The sequence below is a fragment of the Hydrogenophaga intermedia genome, from assembly GCF_000723405.1.
GTDB lineage: Bacteria > Pseudomonadota > Gammaproteobacteria > Burkholderiales > Burkholderiaceae_C > Hydrogenophaga > Hydrogenophaga intermedia.
Window position 1 is genome coordinate 132092 of sequence record NZ_CCAE010000004.1, and the last position, 19165, is coordinate 151256.

Genomic DNA, 19165 nt, shown 5'->3' on the forward strand with positions numbered 1-19165 from the left:
CAAATCGAACCGAGTTCGATTCCCTGGCTACACTGCGCGCCATGAACGTGCACCTCGACGAGCTTCGCCCCCTGCCCAGCGCGGCCGACCAGGCCGAGGCCCAGCGCCAGCTCGAGCTGCGGCAGCAGCGCCAGCTCGCCATGTCGGACACCCGCCGCGCCCACGTGCTGGACGCCGCACGCCGCGTCTTCGCCGACAAGGGGGTCGAGGGCGCCAGCATCCGCGAGATCGCGCGCGAGGCCGGCTACACCGCCGGGGCGCTGTACAGCTACTTCGACAGCAAGGAGGCCATCTACGGCGCGCTGTTGGCCGAATCGCTGGATCGCCTTCAGGCCGAGGTGCAGGCCGCGCGCGCGCTCAAGGCCCAGCCCGGCAAGGCCCTGGCCGCCAAGGCCCAGGCCTGGTTCGGCTTCTACGCCAGCAACCCGCGCGACCTGGACCTGGGCTTCTACCTCGTCAACGGCCTGGCCCCGCACGGCCTCACGCACGAGCTGGATCGCACCCTCAACGAGCGCCTGCTGGAGGCTCTGCGCCCCTGCGAGCAGGCCCTGGAGGACCTGGGCCTGCCGCCCGACGCCGCGGCGCGCGAGAATGCCGCCCTGTTCGCGCACGGCATGGGGCTGTTGCTGCTCAAGCACACCGGCCGCATCCGGCTGTTCGGGCAGGCGGCCGAGGCCCTGTTCGCGCAGTACGTGGACCGCCTGGTCGAGCGCTTCGACCCCGCCGCGCCCGGCCGCGCGCTGCCGCAGCGCGACCTGTTCGCCGAGTGATTCTCTGTCGCCGACCGGCCCGCGCGCCGGTCGGGTGTTCCCGGGCCCACGGCCCACCCAAACTCTTTACCGCTCGCCATGCTGCTTGACGCCGACGACTCCCAACTGGTGCTGGTGGACTACCAGCCCCGCCTCATGCCCGCCATTCACGAAGGCCCGCAGGTGCTGGCCAACGCCCTGCGTCTGGCGAAGATGGCCCAGGCCTTCGACGTGCCGGTGTGGGGCACCGAACAGAACCCCGACAAGCTGGGCGCCCACCCGCCCGAGCTGCGCGCCCTGTGCCGCCGCACCCTGGCCAAGATGCACTTCAGCGCCGTGGCCGACGGCCTGGCCGACTGGCTGCGCCCGCCCGCGCGGCCCCAGGGCGGCAACGTGCGCAGCTTGCCCAAGCACCTGCAGAAAGAGCGTGCCCAGGCCCCGCGAGAGGCCGAGCGCCCCAGCATCGTCATCGCCGGTTGCGAAGCCCACGTCTGCCTGATGCAGACGGCGTTGGAGTTGCTGGAACAGGAGTTCGAGGTCTGGGTGGTGACGGACGCCTGCGGCTCGCGCACCGAGCGCAACCGCGACGCCGCCTTCGACCGGCTGGCGGGGGCGGGCGCCGAGCTGCTGACGACCGAAATGGTGGCCTTCGAGTGGCTGCGCACGGCGGAGCACCCCGAATTCAAGGCGGTGCAGGGGCTCATCAAGTAGGGCGATTCAAGCCCGGCCGCCCCCGGCTACCCGCGCAGCAGGAAGCGGGTGGTCGCCATCATCCGCAGGTTTTTCGATGCGTTGATGGACGGCGTGTGCAGCACACGCATGTCCATCAGAAAGACGTCGCCGGCCTTCCCCGACATCTCCACGATCTCCGTGTCGCCGGCGCGCAGGATCGCCTGCACGTCGCCGGGCGATTTCAGGGCGGCCCGCAGCGCGCGGGTTGTCTCGCCGGGCATCCGGTGAGAGCGCGCCAGCGCCAGCGTGGCGCCGCCCTGCGGCACGACGTCGTCGATCAGGTAGAAGGCCTGGACGCCGGGAATGCCGTCGTCTGGCGTCGCGGCGATGTCCACGTGCCAGTTCAGGCCGTTCAGCGACCACTGTCCCTGGCGGGGCAGCGACATCAGGAGTTGCGTGCCTTGCCCTTCTTGAGGCGCCTTGCCGGTGAGGCCGCGGACCGCGCGCTGGACGTCGGGTGTGCTCAGCGCGCCGTGCAGATCGAGCTTCACCATCGACGACAGCCTGCCGATCTGCTGAAAGGGCGGCAAGGCGTTCAGCGATCCACCGGCGGACCGCCCCTTGTTCCACACCTTCAGGCGCGCGAGTTCCTCGAGGATGCGTTCCCTGACCGCCCCCATGGCCCCCCTGGCGTGGAGCCCCCTCAGCCGCAGCAGGCCCTGGCGATGAAAGGCCTCGAGGTCCGATGGCGTGAAAACGGGTGCGGTGGCGGTCATCTGCGGCGCTCGGCCGGGTGTGGGGGCCGAGGCCGGTCATGCTAGCCCAGACCCGGGTAAGCCCCGTCAGCCCCACGCAAGCCAGTTCCTCATAATTAAGAATTCAGAAGCGACCGCCAGCCCGGCAGGCCGCGCGAGGAGACATGCATGGGATACGCCGACTTCCACCGCCGCTCGATCGACGACCCCGAGGGTTTCTGGACCGAGCAGGCCCGCCTGATCGACTGGCACCGGCCCTTCACCCGCGTCTGCAACGACGACAAGCCGCCCTTCGTGCACTGGTTCGAGGGTGGCCAGACCAACCTGTGCCACAACGCGGTGGACCGGCACCTGAAGGAGCGGGCGAAGCAGAACGCGCTGATCTTCGTGTCCACGGAAACCGAGACCGAGCGGATCGTCAGCTTCGAGGAACTGCACGCCGAGGTGCAGCGCATGGCCGCCATCCTGCTCGCCCAGGGCGTGAAAAAGGGCGACCGCGTGCTCATCTACATGCCCATGATCCCCGAGGCCGCCTTCGCCATGCTGGCCTGCGCGCGCATCGGCGCCATCCACTCGGTGGTGTTCGGCGGCTTCGCCAGCCATTCGCTGGCCAGCCGCATCGACGACGCCACACCGGTGGCCATCGTCAGCGCCGACGCGGGCTCGCGCGGCGGCAAGGTGGTTGCCTACAAGCCGCTGCTGGACGAGGCCATTGCCCTGGCGAAGCACAAGCCCGCCGCGGTGCTGCTGGTGGACCGGGGCCTGGCCCCCATGAACCGCGTTGCAGGGCGTGACCACGACTACGCCACTCTGCGCGAGCAGCACCTCGATGCGCAGGTGCCCTGTGCGTGGCTGGATTCGACCGACATCAGCTACACCATCTACACCAGCGGCACCACCGGCAAGCCCAAGGGTGTGCAGCGCGACGTGGGCGGCTACGCCGTGGCCCTGGCGGCCAGCATCAAGCACATCTTCATGGGCGAGCCGGGCGAGACCTACTTCTCCACCAGCGACATCGGCTGGGTGGTGGGCCACAGCTACATCGTCTACGGCCCGCTCATCGCGGGCATGGCGACCATCATGTACGAGGGCTTGCCGATCCGCCCCGACGGCGGTATCTGGTGGAAGCTGGTCGAGAAGTACAAGGTCACGGTGATGTTCAGCGCGCCCACGGCGGTGCGCGTGCTCAAGAAGCAGGACCCGGCCTTCCTGAAGCAATACGACCTCTCCAGCCTCAAGGCGCTGTTCCTGGCCGGTGAACCGCTGGACGAGCCCACGGCGCGCTGGATCGCCGACGGCCTCGGTGTTCCCATCATCGACAACTACTGGCAGACGGAGTCGGGCTGGCCGATCCTGACCGTGGCCAATGGCGTGGAGCGCCAGCCCAGCAAGTTCGGCAGCCCGGGCGTGCCCATGTATGGCTACCGCGTGAAGCTGCTGCACGAGTCCACCGGCGAGGAACTGACGGGCGCCGACGAGAAGGGCGTGGTGGTGATCGAAGGTCCCACGCCGCCGGGATTCATGCAGACCGTGTGGCGCGACGACGCCCGCTTCGTCAACACTTACTGGAAAAGCATCCCGGGCAAGATGGTGTATTCCACCTTCGACTGGGGCATCCGCGACCGCGACGGCTACTACTACATCCTGGGCCGCACGGACGACGTGATCAACGTGGCTGGCCACCGCCTGGGGACGCGCGAGATCGAGGAGAGCATCGCCAGCCACCCCAACGTGGCCGAGGTGGCGGTGGTGGGCGTGGCCGATCAGCTCAAGGGCCAGGTGGCCATGGCCTTCGTGGTGGCCAAGGATGCTTCGGCGCTCGGTGATGCCAACGCCCAGCTGAAGCTGGAAGGCGACATCATGAAGCTGGTCGATTCGCAACTGGGTGCCGTGGCGCGGCCGGCGCGGGTGCGCTTCGTGGCTTTGCTGCCCAAGACGCGCAGCGGCAAGCTGCTGCGCCGCGCCATCCAGGCGGTGTGCGAGGGGCGCGACCCCGGCGACCTGACCACCATGGATGACCCGGGCGCGCTGCAGCAAATCCGGGATCTGCTGGCGTGACAAGGACTTACCCCTAGGCTGGCGTGGTGCGTCAGGCCCGGGGCTATCATCCATGCTTATATTTCCAACCAAGCGCGGATGCCATGGCCGACATGATCGCCAGTGATGCCCAGGTCGAGAAAGGGCGGGTCTTCGAACTCGCCGCCGAGCTCTTCGGCGTACTCTCCACCCCCATGCGGCTGCGCATCCTCAGCGCTCTGTGCGACCAGGAAAAGTCGGTCTCCCAGCTCTTGCGTGAGATCGACACCACCCAGCCCAACCTGTCGCAGCACCTGAACCTGCTCTACCGCTCGGGCGTGCTGGCCAAGCGCAAGGACGGTACGCAGGTGTTCTACCGCGTGCAGAGCGAGAAGGCCGTGATGCTGTGCCGTACGGTGTGCACCCAGATCGCGATCGAGATGGACGAGCCGGCCTCGGTGCCGGCGTCCGAGCGGCTGTCGCCGCGCGCCGTGCCCTGAGCGCGTCCGCGGGCCCCGCCAGCCTCACCACCCGTCACAGTATCGACGTGGGCTTTGGCCCATCATCACCCTCTTGGCTCGGGGCGGTGGCACAATGCCGTCCGCAGTCAGGTCCTTCCAAGCACTGTCGCATCCGCCAACCGGTCCAGCCGTGTCGCGGAAGGTTGTCTTAACCAGCTAATGTCTTCCCGAGGAAGACGGAGGTCAGCGGATCCATGAGCGATACCCCATCGAACGCGGGCAACATCTACGTTGCCTACCAGGGCAACTCGTACCTCTTCGGCGGCAATGCGCCGTACGTGGAGGAGATGTACGAGAACTACCTCGCCAACCCCACCAGCGTGCCTGACAACTGGCGCGAGTACTTCGACGCCCTCCAGCACGTTCCCGCGGTCGACGGCAGCAACGCCAAGGACGTCCCGCACCTGCCGGTCATCAACGCCTTCGCCGAACGCGCCAAGCAGGGCGGCACCACCGTGGTGGTCGCCTCCGGTGCCGATTCCGACCTGGGCCGCAAGCGCGTCGCGGTGCAACAGCTCATTGCCGCGTACCGCAACGTGGGCGCCCGCTGGGCCGACCTGGACCCGCTCAAGCGCGCCGAGCGTCCCCACATCCCCGAGCTCGAACCCTCGTTCTACGGCTTCACCGACGCCGACTACGAGACGGTGTTCAACACCAGCAATACGTTCTTCGGCCGCGAGACCATGTCGCTGCGCGACCTGCTCAACGCGCTGCGTGAAACGTACTGCGGCTCCGTGGGTGCCGAGTACAACTACATCACCGACCAGAACCAGAAACGCTGGTGGCAGGAAAAGCTGGAGACCACGCGCTCGCGCCCCAGCTACAACGCCGAGAAGAAGAAGCACATCCTGGATCGCCTGACGGCCGCCGAAGGCCTGGAGCGCTTCCTGCACACCAAATACGTCGGCCAGAAGCGCTTCTCGCTTGAAGGCGGCGAGAGCTTCATCGCCTCGATGGACGAACTGGTTCAGCAGGCCGGCCAGGCCGGCATACAGGAAATCGTCATCGGCATGGCCCACCGCGGCCGCCTCAACGTGCTGGTCAACACCCTGGGCAAGATGCCCAAGGACCTGTTCGCCGAGTTCGACCACACCGCGCCGGAAGACCTTCCCGCCGGTGACGTGAAGTACCACCAGGGCTTCAGCTCCGACGTGTCCACGGCCGGTGGCCCGGTGCATCTTTCGCTGGCCTTCAACCCCTCGCACCTGGAGATCGTGAACCCGGTGGTCGAGGGCTCGGTGCGCGCCCGCATGGACCGCCGCGGCGACCCGCTGGGCAAGCAGGTGCTGCCCGTGCTGGTGCACGGCGACGCCGCTTTCGCCGGCCAGGGCGTGGTGATGGAAACCCTGGCGCTCGCCGAAACGCGTGGCTATTCCACCGGCGGCACGGTGCACCTGGTCATCAACAACCAGATCGGCTTCACCACCTCCGACCCGCGCGACAGCCGCTCCACGCTGTACTGCTCGGACATCGTGAAGATGATCGAGTCGCCCGTGCTGCACGTGAATGGCGATGATCCCGAGGCCGTGGTGTACGCCACCCAGCTCGCGCTCGATTTCCGCATGACCTTCCAGAAGGATGTGGTGGTCGACATCGTGTGCTTCCGCAAGCTGGGGCACAACGAGCAGGACACCCCCAGCCTGACCCAGCCGCTGATGTACAAGAAGATCGCGGCGCACCCCGGCACGCGCAAGCTCTACGCCGAGCGCCTCGCGGCCCAGGGCCTGGGCGAAACGCTGGGCGACGACATGGTCAAGACCTACCGTGCCGCGCTCGACGAGGGCCGCCACACGGTGGACCCGGTGCTCACCAACTTCAAGAGCAAGTTCGCGGTCGACTGGAGCCCCTACCTGGGCAAGAAGTGGACCGACAGCGCCGACACCGCCATTCCGCTGACCGAATGGAACCGCCTGGCCGAGCGCATCACCACCATTCCCGACACCGTGACGCCGCACCAACTGGTGAAGAAGGTGTACGCCGACCGCGCGGCCATGGCCCGTGGCGACATCCCGGTGGACTGGGGCATGGGCGAGCACATGGCTTTCGCCTCGCTGGTGGCCAGCGGCTTCCCCGTGCGCCTGTCGGGTGAAGACTGCGGCCGTGGCACGTTCACGCACCGCCACGCCGTCATCCACGACCAGAACCGCGAGAAGTACGACGAGGGCACCTACATTCCCCTGCAGAACGTGGCCGAGAACCAGGCTCCGTTCGTGGTCATCGACTCCATCCTCTCTGAGGAGGCGGTGCTGGGCTTCGAGTACGGCTACGCCTCGAATGACCCGAACACCCTGGTGATCTGGGAAGCGCAGTTCGGCGACTTCGTCAATGGCGCCCAGGTGGTGATCGACCAGTTCATCGCGTCCGGCGAAGTGAAGTGGGGTCGCGTCAACGGCATCACCATGATGCTGCCGCACGGCTACGAAGGCCAGGGCCCCGAGCACAGCTCGGCTCGCCTGGAGCGCTTCATGCAGTTGGCGGCCGACACCAACATGCAGGTGGTGCAGCCCACCACGGCCAGCCAGATCTTCCACGTGCTGCGCCGCCAGATGGTGCGCCCGCTGCGCAAGCCGCTGGTGCTGTTCACGCCCAAGAGCCTGCTGCGCAACAAGGACGCGACCTCGCCGCTGTCCGAGTTCACCAAGGGTGGCTTCCAGACCGTCATCCCCGAGCAGAACGCCGAGGTGGTGAAAAACGCGGCCAAGGTCAAACGCATCATCGCGTGCTCGGGCAAGGTCTACTACGACCTGGTGAAAAAACGCGAGGAGAAAGACAGCGACGATGTGGCCATCATCCGTGTCGAGCAGCTCTATCCGTTCCCGCACAAGGCCTTCAGCGCCGAAGTCAAGCGCTACGCCAACGCGGTGGACATCGTGTGGTGCCAGGACGAGCCGCAGAACCAGGGCGCCTGGTTCTTCGTGCAGCACTACATCCACGAGAACATGCTCGACGGGCAGAAGCTCGGCTACGCCGGCCGCACGGCCTCGGCCTCGCCGGCGGTGGGTTACGCCCACCTGCACCAGGAGCAGCAGAAGCAACTGATCGACGCCGCCTTCGGCAAGCTCAAGGGCTTCATCCTCACCAAATAAAGACAGTCTGTCGGGCGCGCGGCCTCGCGCTCGCGCCGCCACGCGCCCGACGCTTCCCCTAGAACGAACGCACGGAACAGAACATGGCAATCGTTGAAGTCAAAGTCCCGCAGTTGTCCGAATCGGTGGCCGAGGCCACGCTGCTGCAGTGGAAAAAGAAGGTCGGTGAGGCGGTGTCCGCCGACGAAATCCTGATCGAGATCGAGACCGACAAGGTCGTGTTGGAGACCCCGGCGCCCGCCGGCGGTGTGATCACCGAAATCCTGCAGGCCGACGGTGCGACCGTGGTCGCGGAGCAGGTGATCGCGCGCATCGACACCGCCGCCGTGGCCGGTGCCGCCGCCCCGGCGGCCGCGCCCGCTGCCGCCGCGCCCACGCCCGCTCCGGCGCCCGCTGCCGCAGCAGCCGCGTCCACCAGCAAGGCTGGTGTGGCCATGCCCGCCGCTGCCAAGCTGATGGCCGACAACAACCTGGCCTCGGGCTCCGTGGCCGGCACCGGCAAGGATGGCCGCGTGACCAAGGGCGATGTGCTCGGCGCGATGGCCGCGCCCAAGGTGGCCGCGCCCGTCGCGGCGCCCACGGGCGCCCCCACCAAGGCCCTGCCGCAGGTGCAGGTGGCCGGCCCCAACCTCGGCGACCGCCCCGAGGAGCGCGTGCCCATGACGCGCCTGCGCGCCCGCATCGCCGAGCGCCTGCTGCAATCGCAGTCCACCAACGCCATCCTCACCACCTTCAACGAGGTCAACATGGCCCCGGTGATGGAGATGCGCAAGAAATTCCAGGAGAAGTTCGAGAAGGAGCACGGCGTCAAGCTCGGCTTCATGAGCTTCTTCGTCAAGGCGGCGGTGCACGCGCTCAAGAAGTACCCGGTGCTCAACGCCAGCGTCGATGGCAACGACATCGTCTACCACGGCTACTTCGACATCGGCATCGCGGTGGGGTCGCCGCGTGGCCTGGTGGTGCCCATCCTGCGCAACGCAGACCAGATGAGCTTCGCCGACGTGGAGAAGAAGATCGCCGAGTACGGCCAGAAGGCCAAGGACGGCAAGCTGGGCATCGAAGAGATGTCGGGCGGCACCTTCTCCATCAGCAACGGCGGTGTGTTCGGCTCCATGCTGTCCACGCCCATCATCAACCCGCCGCAGTCGGCCATCCTGGGCGTGCACGCCACCAAGGACCGCGCCGTGGTGGAAAACGGGCAGATCGTGATCCGCCCGATCAACTACCTCGCCATGTCCTACGACCACCGGATCATCGATGGACGCGAAGCCGTGCTGGGCCTGGTCGCCATGAAGGAAGCGCTGGAAGACCCGGCCCGCCTCCTGTTCGACATCTGAGGACCGCACGATGAGCCAGCAATTCGACGTCATCGTCATCGGCGGCGGCCCCGGGGGCTACATCGCGGCCATCCGCGCCGCGCAACTCGGCTTCAAGGTCGCCTGCATCGACGAGTGGAAGAACGCGGCCGGCGGCCCGGCCCCGGGCGGTACCTGCACCAACGTGGGCTGCATCCCGTCCAAGGCGCTGCTGCAGTCCAGCGAGCACTTCGAGCACGCCAACCTGCACTTCGCCGACCACGGCATCAACGTGGGCAGCGTCAAGCTCGACCTGGGCAAGATGGTGGGCCGCAAGGACGCCGTCGTGAAGCAGAACAACGACGGCATCCTGTACCTGTTCAAGAAGAACAAGGTCACGTTCTTCCATGGCCGTGGCTCGTTCGTGAAGGCGGTTGACGGCGGTTACGAAATCGCTGTCAAGGGCGCCAAGGACGACACCCTCATCGGCAAGCAGGTCATCGTGGCCACCGGCTCCAATGCCCGCGCGCTGCCGGGTGCTGCCTTCGACGAGGAAAACATCCTCTCCAACGACGGCGCCCTGCGCCTGGGCGCCGTGCCGAAGAAGCTGGGCCTGATCGGCTCGGGCGTGATCGGCCTGGAAATGGGTTCGGTCTGGCGCCGCCTGGGCGCCGAGGTGACCATCCTCGAAGGCCTGCCCACCTTCCTGGGCGCGGTGGATGAGCAGATCGCCAAGGAAGCCAAGAAGGCCTTCGACAAGCAGGGCCTGAAGATCGAGCTGGGCGTGAAGGTCGGCGAGATCAAGAGCGCGAAGAAGGGCGTCAGCATCGCCTACACCAACGCCAAGGGCGAGGCCCAGACGCTGGAGGTGGACAAGCTCATCGTCTCCATCGGCCGCGTGCCGAACACCATCGGCCTCAATGCCGAGGGCGTGGGCCTGCAGCTCGACGAGCGCGGTGCGGTCGTGGTTGATGGCGATTGCAAGACCAACCTGCCGGGCGTGTGGGCCATCGGTGACGTGGTGCGTGGCCCCATGCTCGCCCACAAGGCCGAGGAAGAGGGCGTGGCCGTGGCCGAGCGCATCGCTGGCCAGCACGGACACGTCAACTTCAACACCATCCCCTGGGTCATCTACACCAGCCCCGAGATCGCCTGGGTCGGCGAGACCGAGCAGCAGCTCAAGGCCCGTGGCGCCGCCTACAAAGCTGGCACCTTTCCGTTCCTGGCGAACGGCCGCGCCCGCGCGCTGGGCGACACCACCGGCATGGTCAAGTTCCTGGCTGACGCCGCCACCGACGAGATCCTGGGCGTGCACATCGTGGGTCCCATGGCGAGCGAGCTCATCTCGGAAGCCGTGGTGGCCATGGAGTTCAAGGCCAGCAGCGAGGACATCGCGCGCATCTGCCACGCGCACCCCTCGTTGTCCGAGGCGACGAAGGAAGCCGCGCTGGCCGTCGACAAGCGCACGCTGAACTTCTGACACCGCCTTGAGCGTCCGCAGCGCCTACGAGGCCGCGCTCAAGGAGCGCGGCTACACGCCCGACCCGGCCCAGTTGCGGGCCGTGGACGCGCTGGAGCGCTGCGCGAACGAGTGGGCGCACTACAAGAGCAAGCGCTCCAACGCGCTGAAGAAGCTCATCAACCGGCCCGACATCCCGCGTGGCGTGTACATGTACGGCGGGGTGGGGCGCGGCAAGAGCTTCCTCATGGAGTGCTTCTTCCAGGCTGTACCGCTCAAGCGCAAGACGCGGCTGCACTTCCACGAATTCATGCGCGAGGTGCACCGTGAGTTGCGCGACCTGCAGGGCACGCAGAACCCGTTGGATGTGCTCGGCGAGCGCATCGCCAAGCGCTACAAGCTGATCTGCTTCGACGAGTTCCACGTGGCCGACGTGACGGACGCGATGATCCTGCACCGTTTGCTGGACTCGCTGTTCCGCAACGGCGTGGGCTTCGTCACCACGTCCAACTTCCACCCCGACCAGCTCTACCCCGACGGCCTGCACCGCGACCGCATCCTGCCCGCGATCGGGCTGCTGAAGGAGCGGCTGGAGGTGGTGAATGTTGACAACGGCACCGACTACCGCCAGCGCACGCTGACGCACATCGCGCTGTACCACACGCCTCTGGGGCCGGAGGCCGAGGCCGCGATGGAGGCCACGTTCAACCAGCTCGCCGAAGCCGGCGACCTGAACCCGGTGATGGGCATCGAGTCGCGGCAGATCCAGGCGGTGCGGCGCGCGGGGGGCGTGATCTGGTTCGACTTCCGCACGCTGTGCGGCGGGCCGCGATCGCAGAACGACTACCTGGAGATCGCGAGCGAGTTCCACACGGTGCTGCTGTCCAACGTGCCGCAGATGTCGGTGCGCATGGCGTCTGAGGCGCGGCGCTTCACCTGGCTGGTGGACGTGCTCTACGACCGTTGCTGCAAGCTGGTGTTATCCGCCGCCGTGCCGCCGGAGGAGCTCTACCTCGAAGGGCCGCTGTCGCATGAGTTTCCTCGTACAGTGTCCCGGCTGACGGAGATGCAGTCGCAGGAGTACTTGGCGTTGCCGCACCGGGTGGTGGATACGGCGCTCACCTGATTTTCTCCGGCTGCTCCGGGGGCTTCCGTGCTCCGGCTGCGCCGGTCGGTGGCGGCCGGGGTGTGCGGCTCCGCTCATGTCCCCCGCCAAGGGCTGCGCCCTTGGCTCCGCCTTTACTTCGCTGCGCCGCACACCCCGTCCACCACCGACCTCGTTGGCACTCGTCTCATGTGCTCGCAAACGCTACCTCACCCCGCGACCGCGAGCGTGCGCTAGAGACCTAAGCGCGAAGGGGATTCAGATCAACGGATCCAGCTTGACAACAACAAGGGAGAGGTTGTCTCCCGTCCCCCGCGCCCGTGTACGTGCCTTCTGGATCAGAAACTCGCAGGCCTCGCGCGGCGAGAGCATGGCGATGGTGCTGGCCAGTTCTTCGGGTGAGAAGTAGTGCCAGATGCCGTCGCTGCAGGCCATGAGCGCGTCGCCCGCGTTGAGCTTGGGCACCGCGTGCAGGTCGATCGGCGGGTCGTTCTCGGTGCCCAGGCAGCCCATGAGGATGTTGGCGTGCGGGTGGTCCAGGGCTTCCTGCTCGGTGAGCTCTCCCTGGTTCACCAGCGTCTGCACGTAGGAGTGGTCGGTGGTGCGGTGCAGCAGCTTGCCCTGGCGGAAGTGGTAAACGCGTGAATCGCCCGCGTGCGCCCAGTGGCTCTCGCCGTTGGGCAACAGCAAGAAGGCCGCGACCGTGCTGTGCGGCTCCTGCTCGGCCGACACCGCCGTCAGCTTGATGACCATGTGCGACTCGTTGACGATCTGCTTGAGCAGGGCGCGCGGATCGTCGGTCTCCGGGTCGAAGCGGTTGAAGAGCTGGCGTGCCGTGAGCATCACCTGATCGGACGCCTTGCGCCCCCCGCTGCGCCCGCCCATGCCGTCGGCCAGCACGGCCAGCAGGCAGTTGGGGATGCGCGTGTGCTGCATCAGCTCGACCTGGTCCTGCTGATAGTCGCGGTCACCCTTGTGGATGCCGGTCGATGCCAGGATGCGATAGCCTTTGCTCATATGGATTCAATCGGTTGGAGCGGCGGGGGCGCGGTGGACGCAATGGTATCCACTTCTCCCTTGATGGCCCGCGTGGCGCAGGCGCTCGCACCGGAGGGCGCGCTGGCCCGCGCCTGGCCCGAGTGGCGCGCGCGCGAGGCGCAGGCCGCGATGGCGCAAGCGGTCGCGCAGACCGTGGAGGAGGGTGGCGCCTTGCTGGTGGAGGCACCGGCCGGCAGCGGCAAGACCCTGGCTTACCTGCTGCCTTGGCTGCTGTCGGGCCGCCGCGCGGTCATCTCCACCAGCACCCACGTGCTGCAGCGCCAACTGGCCGAGCGCGACCTGCCGCGGCTGGCCAGTGCCACAGGCCAGGCGGTGCGCGTGGCGGTACTCAAGGGCCGTGGGCGCTACGTGTGCCTGGCCCGCCTGCAAGCCGCGGTGGACATGGGCCCGCGCATCGGCGCGCCGGCCGAACACGCCTGGCTGCGCGAGCTGCTGCTGTGGGCTGAGCGCGGCGGCGATGGTGATCTGGATCAGGTGGCCGGCGTGGACACCATCGCCGGCCTGCACGGTCGCGTCACGTCCACCAGCGAGAACTGCGCGCGCCAAGCCTGCGCGCGCTGGGCCGAATGCCACGTGGAGCGCGCGCGCCGCGCCGCGCAGGCGGCCGATGTGGTTGTGATCAACCACCACGTGTGGCTGGCTGAGCTGCAGCGGCAGCGACGCGGGCGTCCCCGGCTGCTGCCCGAGGTGGACGTGGTGGTGTTCGACGAGGCGCATGCCCTGCATGGCCTGCGCGCGCGGCTCGATGCCGAGGTGATCGAGCACACGGCGCTGCAGCGCCTGTGGGCCGACCTCACCGCCTTGGCCGATGGGCCGCTGCGCGGCCTGCAGGCTTGGCGGCTGCTGGCGCACGACGGCCAGGTGGCGACGCGCGGCCTGGCCCAGGCCCTGGGTGCCGCAGTGTCGCGCGAGGGTCGCCAAGCCTGGCCGTTGGGCGATCGCCAGGCGCCGTGGCGCCTGGCGACGGCGGTCGCTGCGGCGCAGGCCGCGCTGCGGGCCAGTGCGGACGCCGATCCGCGTCTGGGGCGGTTGCTGGAACGAACCCGCGCAGCGGCGGCGGTGCTGCACACCCTGCTGAGCAGCGACGACCCGGCGGCCGTCTGGCTGGATTGGCAATCGCGTGAGGACTGGGCCTGCCTGCGCCCGGCGGTGGAAAACGACGCCTTGGCCGCGCACGCGTTGGTCACGGGCACGTCGCTGGGCGCGCGCAGCGTGGTGCACGCCTCGGCCACGCTGGGGCAGGACGAGGCCCTGTTGTGGCACCGCGATGCCTTGGCCGTGGGCGCGGACTGGTCGCCGCGCACGCTGCGCTTGCGCGTGGGCGACGAAGACCCAGGTGCCGCGGCGCTCTACGTGCCCGAAGGCCTGCCCGAGCCCGCCGAAGCCACGCACCCACAGGCGCTGGCCGAGCGCATCGTGCCGTGGATCGAGCTGCTGGGCGGGCGCTGTCTGGTGCTGGCCACCACACGCCGCGCGGCGCAGCGCCTGGCGCAGGCCCTGCAGGCGCGAGGGCGGCCAGGCTGGCGGGTGCTGCTGGTGGGCGACAAGCCCACGCACGCGGCGCTGCAGGCCTTGCGCCACGCCGGTGGCGGCGCGCCGACCATCGTGGTGGCCTGCGGCGCCCTGTGGCAGGGCATCGACGTGCCGGGCGAGGCCCTGCAACTGCTGGTGATCGACAAACTGCCCTTTGCCCCGCCCGACGACCCCTGGCTTCAGCGGCGCCTGGAGCGCGCCCGCGCGGTCGGGGCCGATCCGTTCACGTCGGTGCAACTGGCCGACGCCGCCATGGCCTTGCGGCAGGGCGCCGGGCGCCTGATCCGCCGCGCGGGCGACCGGGGCCTGATCGTGATCGGCGACGTGCGTCTGCGCCGGCGCGCCTACGGCCCAGCCTTGCTGGCGGCGCTGCCCGCCTGCCGCTGGCTGGACACCGAGGGAGAGGTTCAGGCCTGGCTGGGTGAGCTGGAGGCGCTCACCAGATCTTCCACCACGGATCGCCCGAGCGCTTCTTGACGCCGCCGTTGAGGTACTCACTGTCCGGGTAGCTCGCGCGCATCACGCGCTCGGCGTCGTCGCGCAACTGGGGCATGCCCAGGGCGTCGTACGAACGGATGATGAGCGACAGCGCTTCTTCAAGCGCCGGTGCGTCGGTGTAGTCGGTGAGAGCGGATTGCGCGCGGTTGATGGCGGCCACGTAAGCGCCACGGGTGAAGTAGTAGCGCGCCACGTGCACTTCGTACTGCGCGAGCGAGTTCACGATGTAGCGCATGCGCGCCACGGCGTCGGGGGTGTAACGCGACTCGGGAAAGCGCGTGCTCAGTTCGCGGAAGGATTCGAAGGATTCCTTGGCCGCTTTCTGGTCGCGTTCGGACAGGTCCTGCCGCGCGAGCGCGCCGAAGAGGCCGAGGTTGTCGTTGAAGTTGACCAGGCCCTTGAGGTACAGCGCATAGTCGAGTGCCGGGCTGGCCGGGTGCAGGCGCATGAAGCGGTCCAGCGTGGCCAGCGCCTGTGCGGGCTGGTCGCCCCGGTATTGGGTGTAGGCCTTGTCGAGCTGGGCCTGTTGCGCCAGCGGCGTGCCGGCGGCGCGGCCTTCGAGCTTTTCGAACAGCGTGACGGCGCGCTCGAAGTTGCCGGCGTCGCGTTCGTCAATCGCCTCGCTGTACAGGCGGTTCGGGCTCCAGCCGATGGTTTCGTCGACCGGGGTCGTGCTGCAGGCCTGCAGCAGCGCCGCCAGGGCGATGGCGGCCAGGGACGGGGCCGATAATCCACGGCTCAACTTCAAGGGCATGGCGCTGGAACAGGACTCGTTGAACGAAGCGGACAGTATATCGGCCGGGTGGGTGTCGCCAGAGGGCGAGGCCTGGGACGAACAGGCCGAGCTGCGCCGCCACGAGGTGCCCGCGGAACTGCACGGCTGGCGCCTGGACCGCGCACTCGCCACGCTGGTGCCCGAGTTCTCGCGCTCCTACCTGCAGCAGTTGCTGGCCGATGGTGGCGTGCTCTGGCGCGACAAGCCCTGCGCCAAGGCGTCGACCAAAGTGTCGGCAGGCGACGCCGTGCAGGTCACGCTGCGACCCACGCCGCAGGCGCGCGCCTTCGTGGCCGAACCCATGGCGCTGGACGTGGTGTTCGAGGACGAGCACCTGCTGGTCATCGACAAGCCCGCCGGCCTGGTGGTGCACCCGGCTGCCGGACACTGGGGCGGGACCCTGCTCAATGGCCTGCTCGCGCATCACGCGGGCGCCGCCGCGCTGCCGCGCGCGGGCATCGTGCACCGGCTCGACAAGGACACCTCGGGCCTGATGATGGTGGCCAAGTCGCGCCAGGCCATGCAGGCGCTGGTCAATGCCATTGCCGCGCGCGAGGTGGGACGCCAGTACCTGGCCATTGCGCACGGCGCCTGGCGCCACGAAGGCCTGCGCAGCGTGCGCGAACCTATCGGCCGCGACCCGCGCAACCGCCTGCGCATGGCGGTGGTGGGGGAAGGGGCGGGCAAGCCCGCACAGAGCGATTTCCTCGCGCTCGACCGATCCGATGACGCCATGCTGGTGGCGTGCAAGCTGCACACCGGGCGCACGCACCAGATCCGCGTGCACATGGCCTGGCTGGGGCACCCGCTGGTGGGCGACGCGCTCTATGGGGGGCGGCCCCTGTGGGGTTTGCAGCGACAGGCCCTGCACGCGATTTCCTTGCGCCTGTCACACCCGGTGTCCGGCGCGCCGCTGGCCTACTGGCGCGACCCGCCCGAGGACCTGTCCGCCGCCTTGGCGGCCGGGGGCCTCCGGTACAATCCGCCCCCTGCCGGCCAGGGCCTGATCGACTGATCCGCCCGCGCAGGCGTTTCTTCCGTCGTGGCCGGTGCCGCGACCTGCGGCCGGGCCTCAGCGCCGGTCTGCGCCCACCCAGTGCCCTCATTCGCGGCCCCGGCGCCGAGCGACCAAGACCATCATGAACACCACGGATGCCAAGCGTGTCCTCGAGACGGCCCTCATCTGTGCCGCGCAACCGATGACGGTGCGCGAACTCTCGGTGCTGTTCGACGGCGAACTCGCGGCCGATACCCTCAAGTCCCTGCTGGCCGACCTGCAACTCGACTGGACTGGCCGTGGCGTGGAGCTGGTGTCCGTGGCCACCGGCTGGCGCTTCCAGAGCCGGCCCGAGATGCGGCACTACCTCGACCGCCTGCACCCCGAGAAGCCGCCGCGCTACTCGCGAGCCACGCTGGAGACGCTGGCCATCATTGCCTACCGCCAGCCCGTGACGCGCGGCGACATGGAAGACATCCGCGGCGTCACCATCAACTCGATGATCCTCAAGCAGCTCGAGGACCGCGGCTGGGTCGAGGTGATCGGCCACCGGGAAACGGTGGGCCGCCCGGCGCTGTTCGCCACCACGCGCCAGTTTCTCGACGACCTCGGCCTGAGCTCGCTCGACCAGTTGCCCCCGCTGGAGGCCAGCGAGGTGCAGGAATCGTCGCTGGGCTCGCTCGATTTCGAGAGCCTGGCGGCGGCGCAGTTGCCGGTGCCGGCCGAGGAGGGTGACGGCCCGCTGGCCGATGCGGCGGCGCCGGACGCCGCTGCGCCAGTGCCGGCCGACACCGACAACCCGGCCGACGCCGACGACGCCCCCCGCGCCGCCGCTGACACGCCCCCTGATGAACCGGACGACGTCGAGGCACCCGCCGCCGGCGAACCCGCCCCCGAGGACGACACCGATGAGCCCGGCCACCCCACGCAAACCCCGGCCTGACCGGCCCCGCGGCGACAAGCCCCGCACCGACCGACCCGGCCCGCAACGCCCCCGGCGCGCGCCCCAGGCCGACGCCCTGAGCTTCGACGAGGTCGTCAGCGGCGCCTTCGACGAGGCCCAGTCGCAAGCCCCCGACGCGTCCCCTGAATCGGCCGCTGAGCCAGCCAAGCGCGTGCTCGCGCCCGAGGCCGAATCGCCCAAACTGCACAAGGTGCTGGCCCAGGCCGGCCTGGGCTCGCGGGTGGAGATGGAGCAACTCATCGTGCAGGGCCGCCTGTCCGTGAACGGCGAGCCCGCGCACGTGGGCCAGCGCATTCAGCACGGCGACCAGATCCGCCTGGACGGCAAGCCCCTGCGCGTGCGCCTGCAGCCCCCCGCGCCGCGCGTGCTGGCGTACCACAAGCCCGCGGGTGAGGTGGTGACGCACGACGACCCGCAGAACCGACCCACGGTGTTTCGTCGCCTGCCGCGCCTGTACCAGGGCAAGTGGCAGTCGGTGGGCCGCCTCGACCTCAACACCGAGGGTCTGCTGCTGTTCACCAACGCGGGCGAGCTGGCCAACCGCCTCATGCACCCCAGCTTCGGCCTGCAGCGCGAGTACGCGGTGCGCGTGCTGGGCGCCATTTCCAACGAGGAGCGCCAGCGCCTGCTCGACGGTGTGCAACTGGAGGACGGCCCGGCGCAATTCCAGACCATCGAGGACGGGGGCGGCGAGGGCGCCAACTGCTGGTACCGCGTGACCATCGGTGAAGGACGCAACCGCGAGGTGCGCCGCCTGTTCGAGGCCGTGGGCCACGCCGTGAGCCGACTGATCCGCATCCGCTACGGGGCCGTGGTGTTGCCGCGTGGGCTGCCGCGCGGGGCCTGGATCGAGCTCGGCGAGCGCGACGTGCAGCGCCTGGCCCAGGCCGCCGGCGTGCGTGCGCCTCGCGCGCCGCGCGAGGACGCCCCGGCCCCGGCCACGGCGCGCCGCCGCCATGGGCCAGGACCCAAATCGCCCCCGCCCAAGGCGTCGGCCCCGCGCCGTCGGGACGAAGGCTCACCCGCGCGCGGGCGAGCCTCGGGCGGCCAGCCCGACCCCATGAAAACCAGCCAGGGCTACATCGGCCACGACGCCGTGCAGCGCCAGCGCCGCGAGGGGGGCAAAGGTCCCGCCAAACCCCCGCGTCCTCAGGGGCGTCGCCCCCGGGGCTGACACTTCCGCCATGTAGAATGGCGGGCTTTGCGGACCACGGGTCCGCTGCTCCGATCGCACTCAAAAACTTCAGGAAACCCATGGCCATCGAACGCACCCTCTCGATCATCAAACCCGACGCCGTCGCCAAGAACGTGATCGGCCAGATCTACGCCCGTTTCGAGGCCGCCGGCCTGAAGGTCGTGGCCGCCAGGATGGCCCACCTCTCGCGCCGTGAAGCCGAGCAGTTCTACGCCGTGCACAGCGCGCGTCCCTTCTTCAAGGACCTGGTCGACTTCATGATCAGCGGCCCGGTGATGATCCAGGTGCTCGAAGGTGAAGGCGCCATTCTCAAGAACCGCGACCTGATGGGCGCCACCGACCCGAAGAAAGCCGCCGCCGGCACCATCCGCGCCGACTTCGCCGACAGCATCGACGCCAATGCGGTTCACGGTTCCGATGCGCCCGAGACGGCCGCCGTGGAAGTGGGCTTCTTCTTCCCTGGCATGAACGTCTACTCGCGTTGAT

The 19165-nt window shown here is 68.8% G+C and carries 16 protein-coding genes; 13 read left to right on the top strand and 3 right to left on the bottom strand.

The features are described 5' to 3' along the window. The first annotated feature begins 41 nt into the window (after positions 1 to 41). Positions 42 to 770 (top strand): TetR/AcrR family transcriptional regulator, encoded by a 729-nt coding sequence (locus BN948_RS04610; RefSeq protein ID WP_148663177.1) that lies wholly within the window; start codon positions 42 to 44, stop codon positions 768 to 770. A 78-nt stretch (positions 771 to 848) separates the two neighbouring features. Continuing rightward, a complete protein-coding gene (locus tag BN948_RS04615; protein ID WP_009517599.1) occupies positions 849 to 1460 on the top strand; it encodes an isochorismatase family protein in 612 nt (203 codons plus the stop codon). A gap of 26 nt (positions 1461 to 1486) precedes the next feature. On the opposite strand, the gene BN948_RS04620 is transcribed toward BN948_RS04615, so the two are convergent. Next, positions 1487 to 2197 (bottom strand): phytanoyl-CoA dioxygenase family protein, encoded by a 711-nt coding sequence (locus BN948_RS04620; RefSeq protein ID WP_009517600.1) that lies wholly within the window; start codon positions 2195 to 2197, stop codon positions 1487 to 1489. Between the two features lie 147 nt (positions 2198 to 2344). Between BN948_RS04620 and BN948_RS04625 the strand changes: the two genes are divergently transcribed. The 6 genes from BN948_RS04625 to zapE all read left to right on the top strand — a co-directional run bounded on the left by BN948_RS04625 (position 2345) and on the right by zapE (position 11679). After that, positions 2345 to 4234, top strand: coding sequence for a propionate--CoA ligase (locus tag BN948_RS04625; protein WP_009517602.1), 1890 nt, complete (start codon positions 2345 to 2347; stop codon positions 4232 to 4234). 83 nt (positions 4235 to 4317) lie between these two features. Then, positions 4318 to 4692, top strand: a complete 375-nt coding sequence (locus BN948_RS04630; protein WP_009517604.1) for an ArsR/SmtB family transcription factor — start codon at positions 4318 to 4320, stop codon at positions 4690 to 4692. A gap of 215 nt (positions 4693 to 4907) precedes the next feature. Further along, a complete protein-coding gene (locus BN948_RS04635; protein ID WP_035620611.1) occupies positions 4908 to 7799 on the top strand; it encodes a 2-oxoglutarate dehydrogenase E1 component in 2892 nt (963 codons plus the stop codon). Between the two features lie 83 nt (positions 7800 to 7882). Continuing rightward, entirely contained in the window at positions 7883 to 9136 is a 1254-nt protein-coding gene (odhB, locus tag BN948_RS04640; protein WP_009517607.1) for a 2-oxoglutarate dehydrogenase complex dihydrolipoyllysine-residue succinyltransferase, read from the top strand. A gap of 10 nt (positions 9137 to 9146) precedes the next feature. Further along, positions 9147 to 10574, top strand: coding sequence for a dihydrolipoyl dehydrogenase (gene lpdA, locus BN948_RS04645; RefSeq protein WP_009517608.1), 1428 nt, complete (start codon positions 9147 to 9149; stop codon positions 10572 to 10574). A 7-nt stretch (positions 10575 to 10581) separates the two neighbouring features. Beyond that, positions 10582 to 11679 (top strand): cell division protein ZapE, encoded by a 1098-nt coding sequence (gene zapE, locus BN948_RS04650; RefSeq protein ID WP_009517609.1) that lies wholly within the window; start codon positions 10582 to 10584, stop codon positions 11677 to 11679. Between the two features lie 237 nt (positions 11680 to 11916). Here the strand turns inward: zapE and BN948_RS04655 are convergent, their stop codons facing one another. Beyond that, positions 11917 to 12675, bottom strand: a complete 759-nt coding sequence (locus BN948_RS04655; protein WP_009517610.1) for a PP2C family protein-serine/threonine phosphatase — start codon at positions 12673 to 12675, stop codon at positions 11917 to 11919. A gap of 42 nt (positions 12676 to 12717) precedes the next feature. Here BN948_RS04655 and BN948_RS04660 point away from each other — a divergent pair, with 42 nt between their 5' ends. Next, complete coding sequence (locus BN948_RS04660; RefSeq protein ID WP_162182740.1) at positions 12718 to 14727, top strand: ATP-dependent DNA helicase; 2010 nt, start codon at positions 12718 to 12720, stop codon at positions 14725 to 14727. Here the strand turns inward: BN948_RS04660 and BN948_RS04665 are convergent. After that, positions 14687 to 15502 (bottom strand): outer membrane protein assembly factor BamD, encoded by an 816-nt coding sequence (locus BN948_RS04665; protein WP_035620615.1) that lies wholly within the window; start codon positions 15500 to 15502, stop codon positions 14687 to 14689. The genes BN948_RS04660 and BN948_RS04665 overlap by 41 nt on opposite strands. Between BN948_RS04665 and BN948_RS04670 the strand changes: the two genes are divergently transcribed. The 4 genes from BN948_RS04670 (at position 15501) to ndk (ending at position 19164) form a co-directional block, all read left to right on the top strand. Then, entirely contained in the window at positions 15501 to 16538 is a 1038-nt protein-coding gene (locus BN948_RS04670; protein ID WP_009517613.1) for an RluA family pseudouridine synthase, read from the top strand. The two genes, BN948_RS04665 and BN948_RS04670, sit on opposite strands and share 2 nt — an antisense overlap. 124 nt (positions 16539 to 16662) lie before the next feature. Next, complete coding sequence (gene scpB, locus BN948_RS04675; RefSeq protein ID WP_009517614.1) at positions 16663 to 17463, top strand: SMC-Scp complex subunit ScpB; 801 nt, start codon at positions 16663 to 16665, stop codon at positions 17461 to 17463. Beyond that, positions 17429 to 18658 (top strand): 23S rRNA pseudouridine(2605) synthase RluB, encoded by a 1230-nt coding sequence (rluB, locus tag BN948_RS04680; protein WP_009517615.1) that lies wholly within the window; start codon positions 17429 to 17431, stop codon positions 18656 to 18658. The genes scpB and rluB overlap by 35 nt, the downstream gene beginning before the upstream one ends. 80 nt (positions 18659 to 18738) lie before the next feature. Then, the gene (ndk, locus tag BN948_RS04685) at positions 18739 to 19164 is read left to right on the top strand and encodes a nucleoside-diphosphate kinase (protein WP_009517616.1); all 426 of its coding nucleotides are present in this window, start codon (positions 18739 to 18741) and stop codon (positions 19162 to 19164) included. The last annotated feature ends 1 nt before the right edge of the window (position 19165 follow it).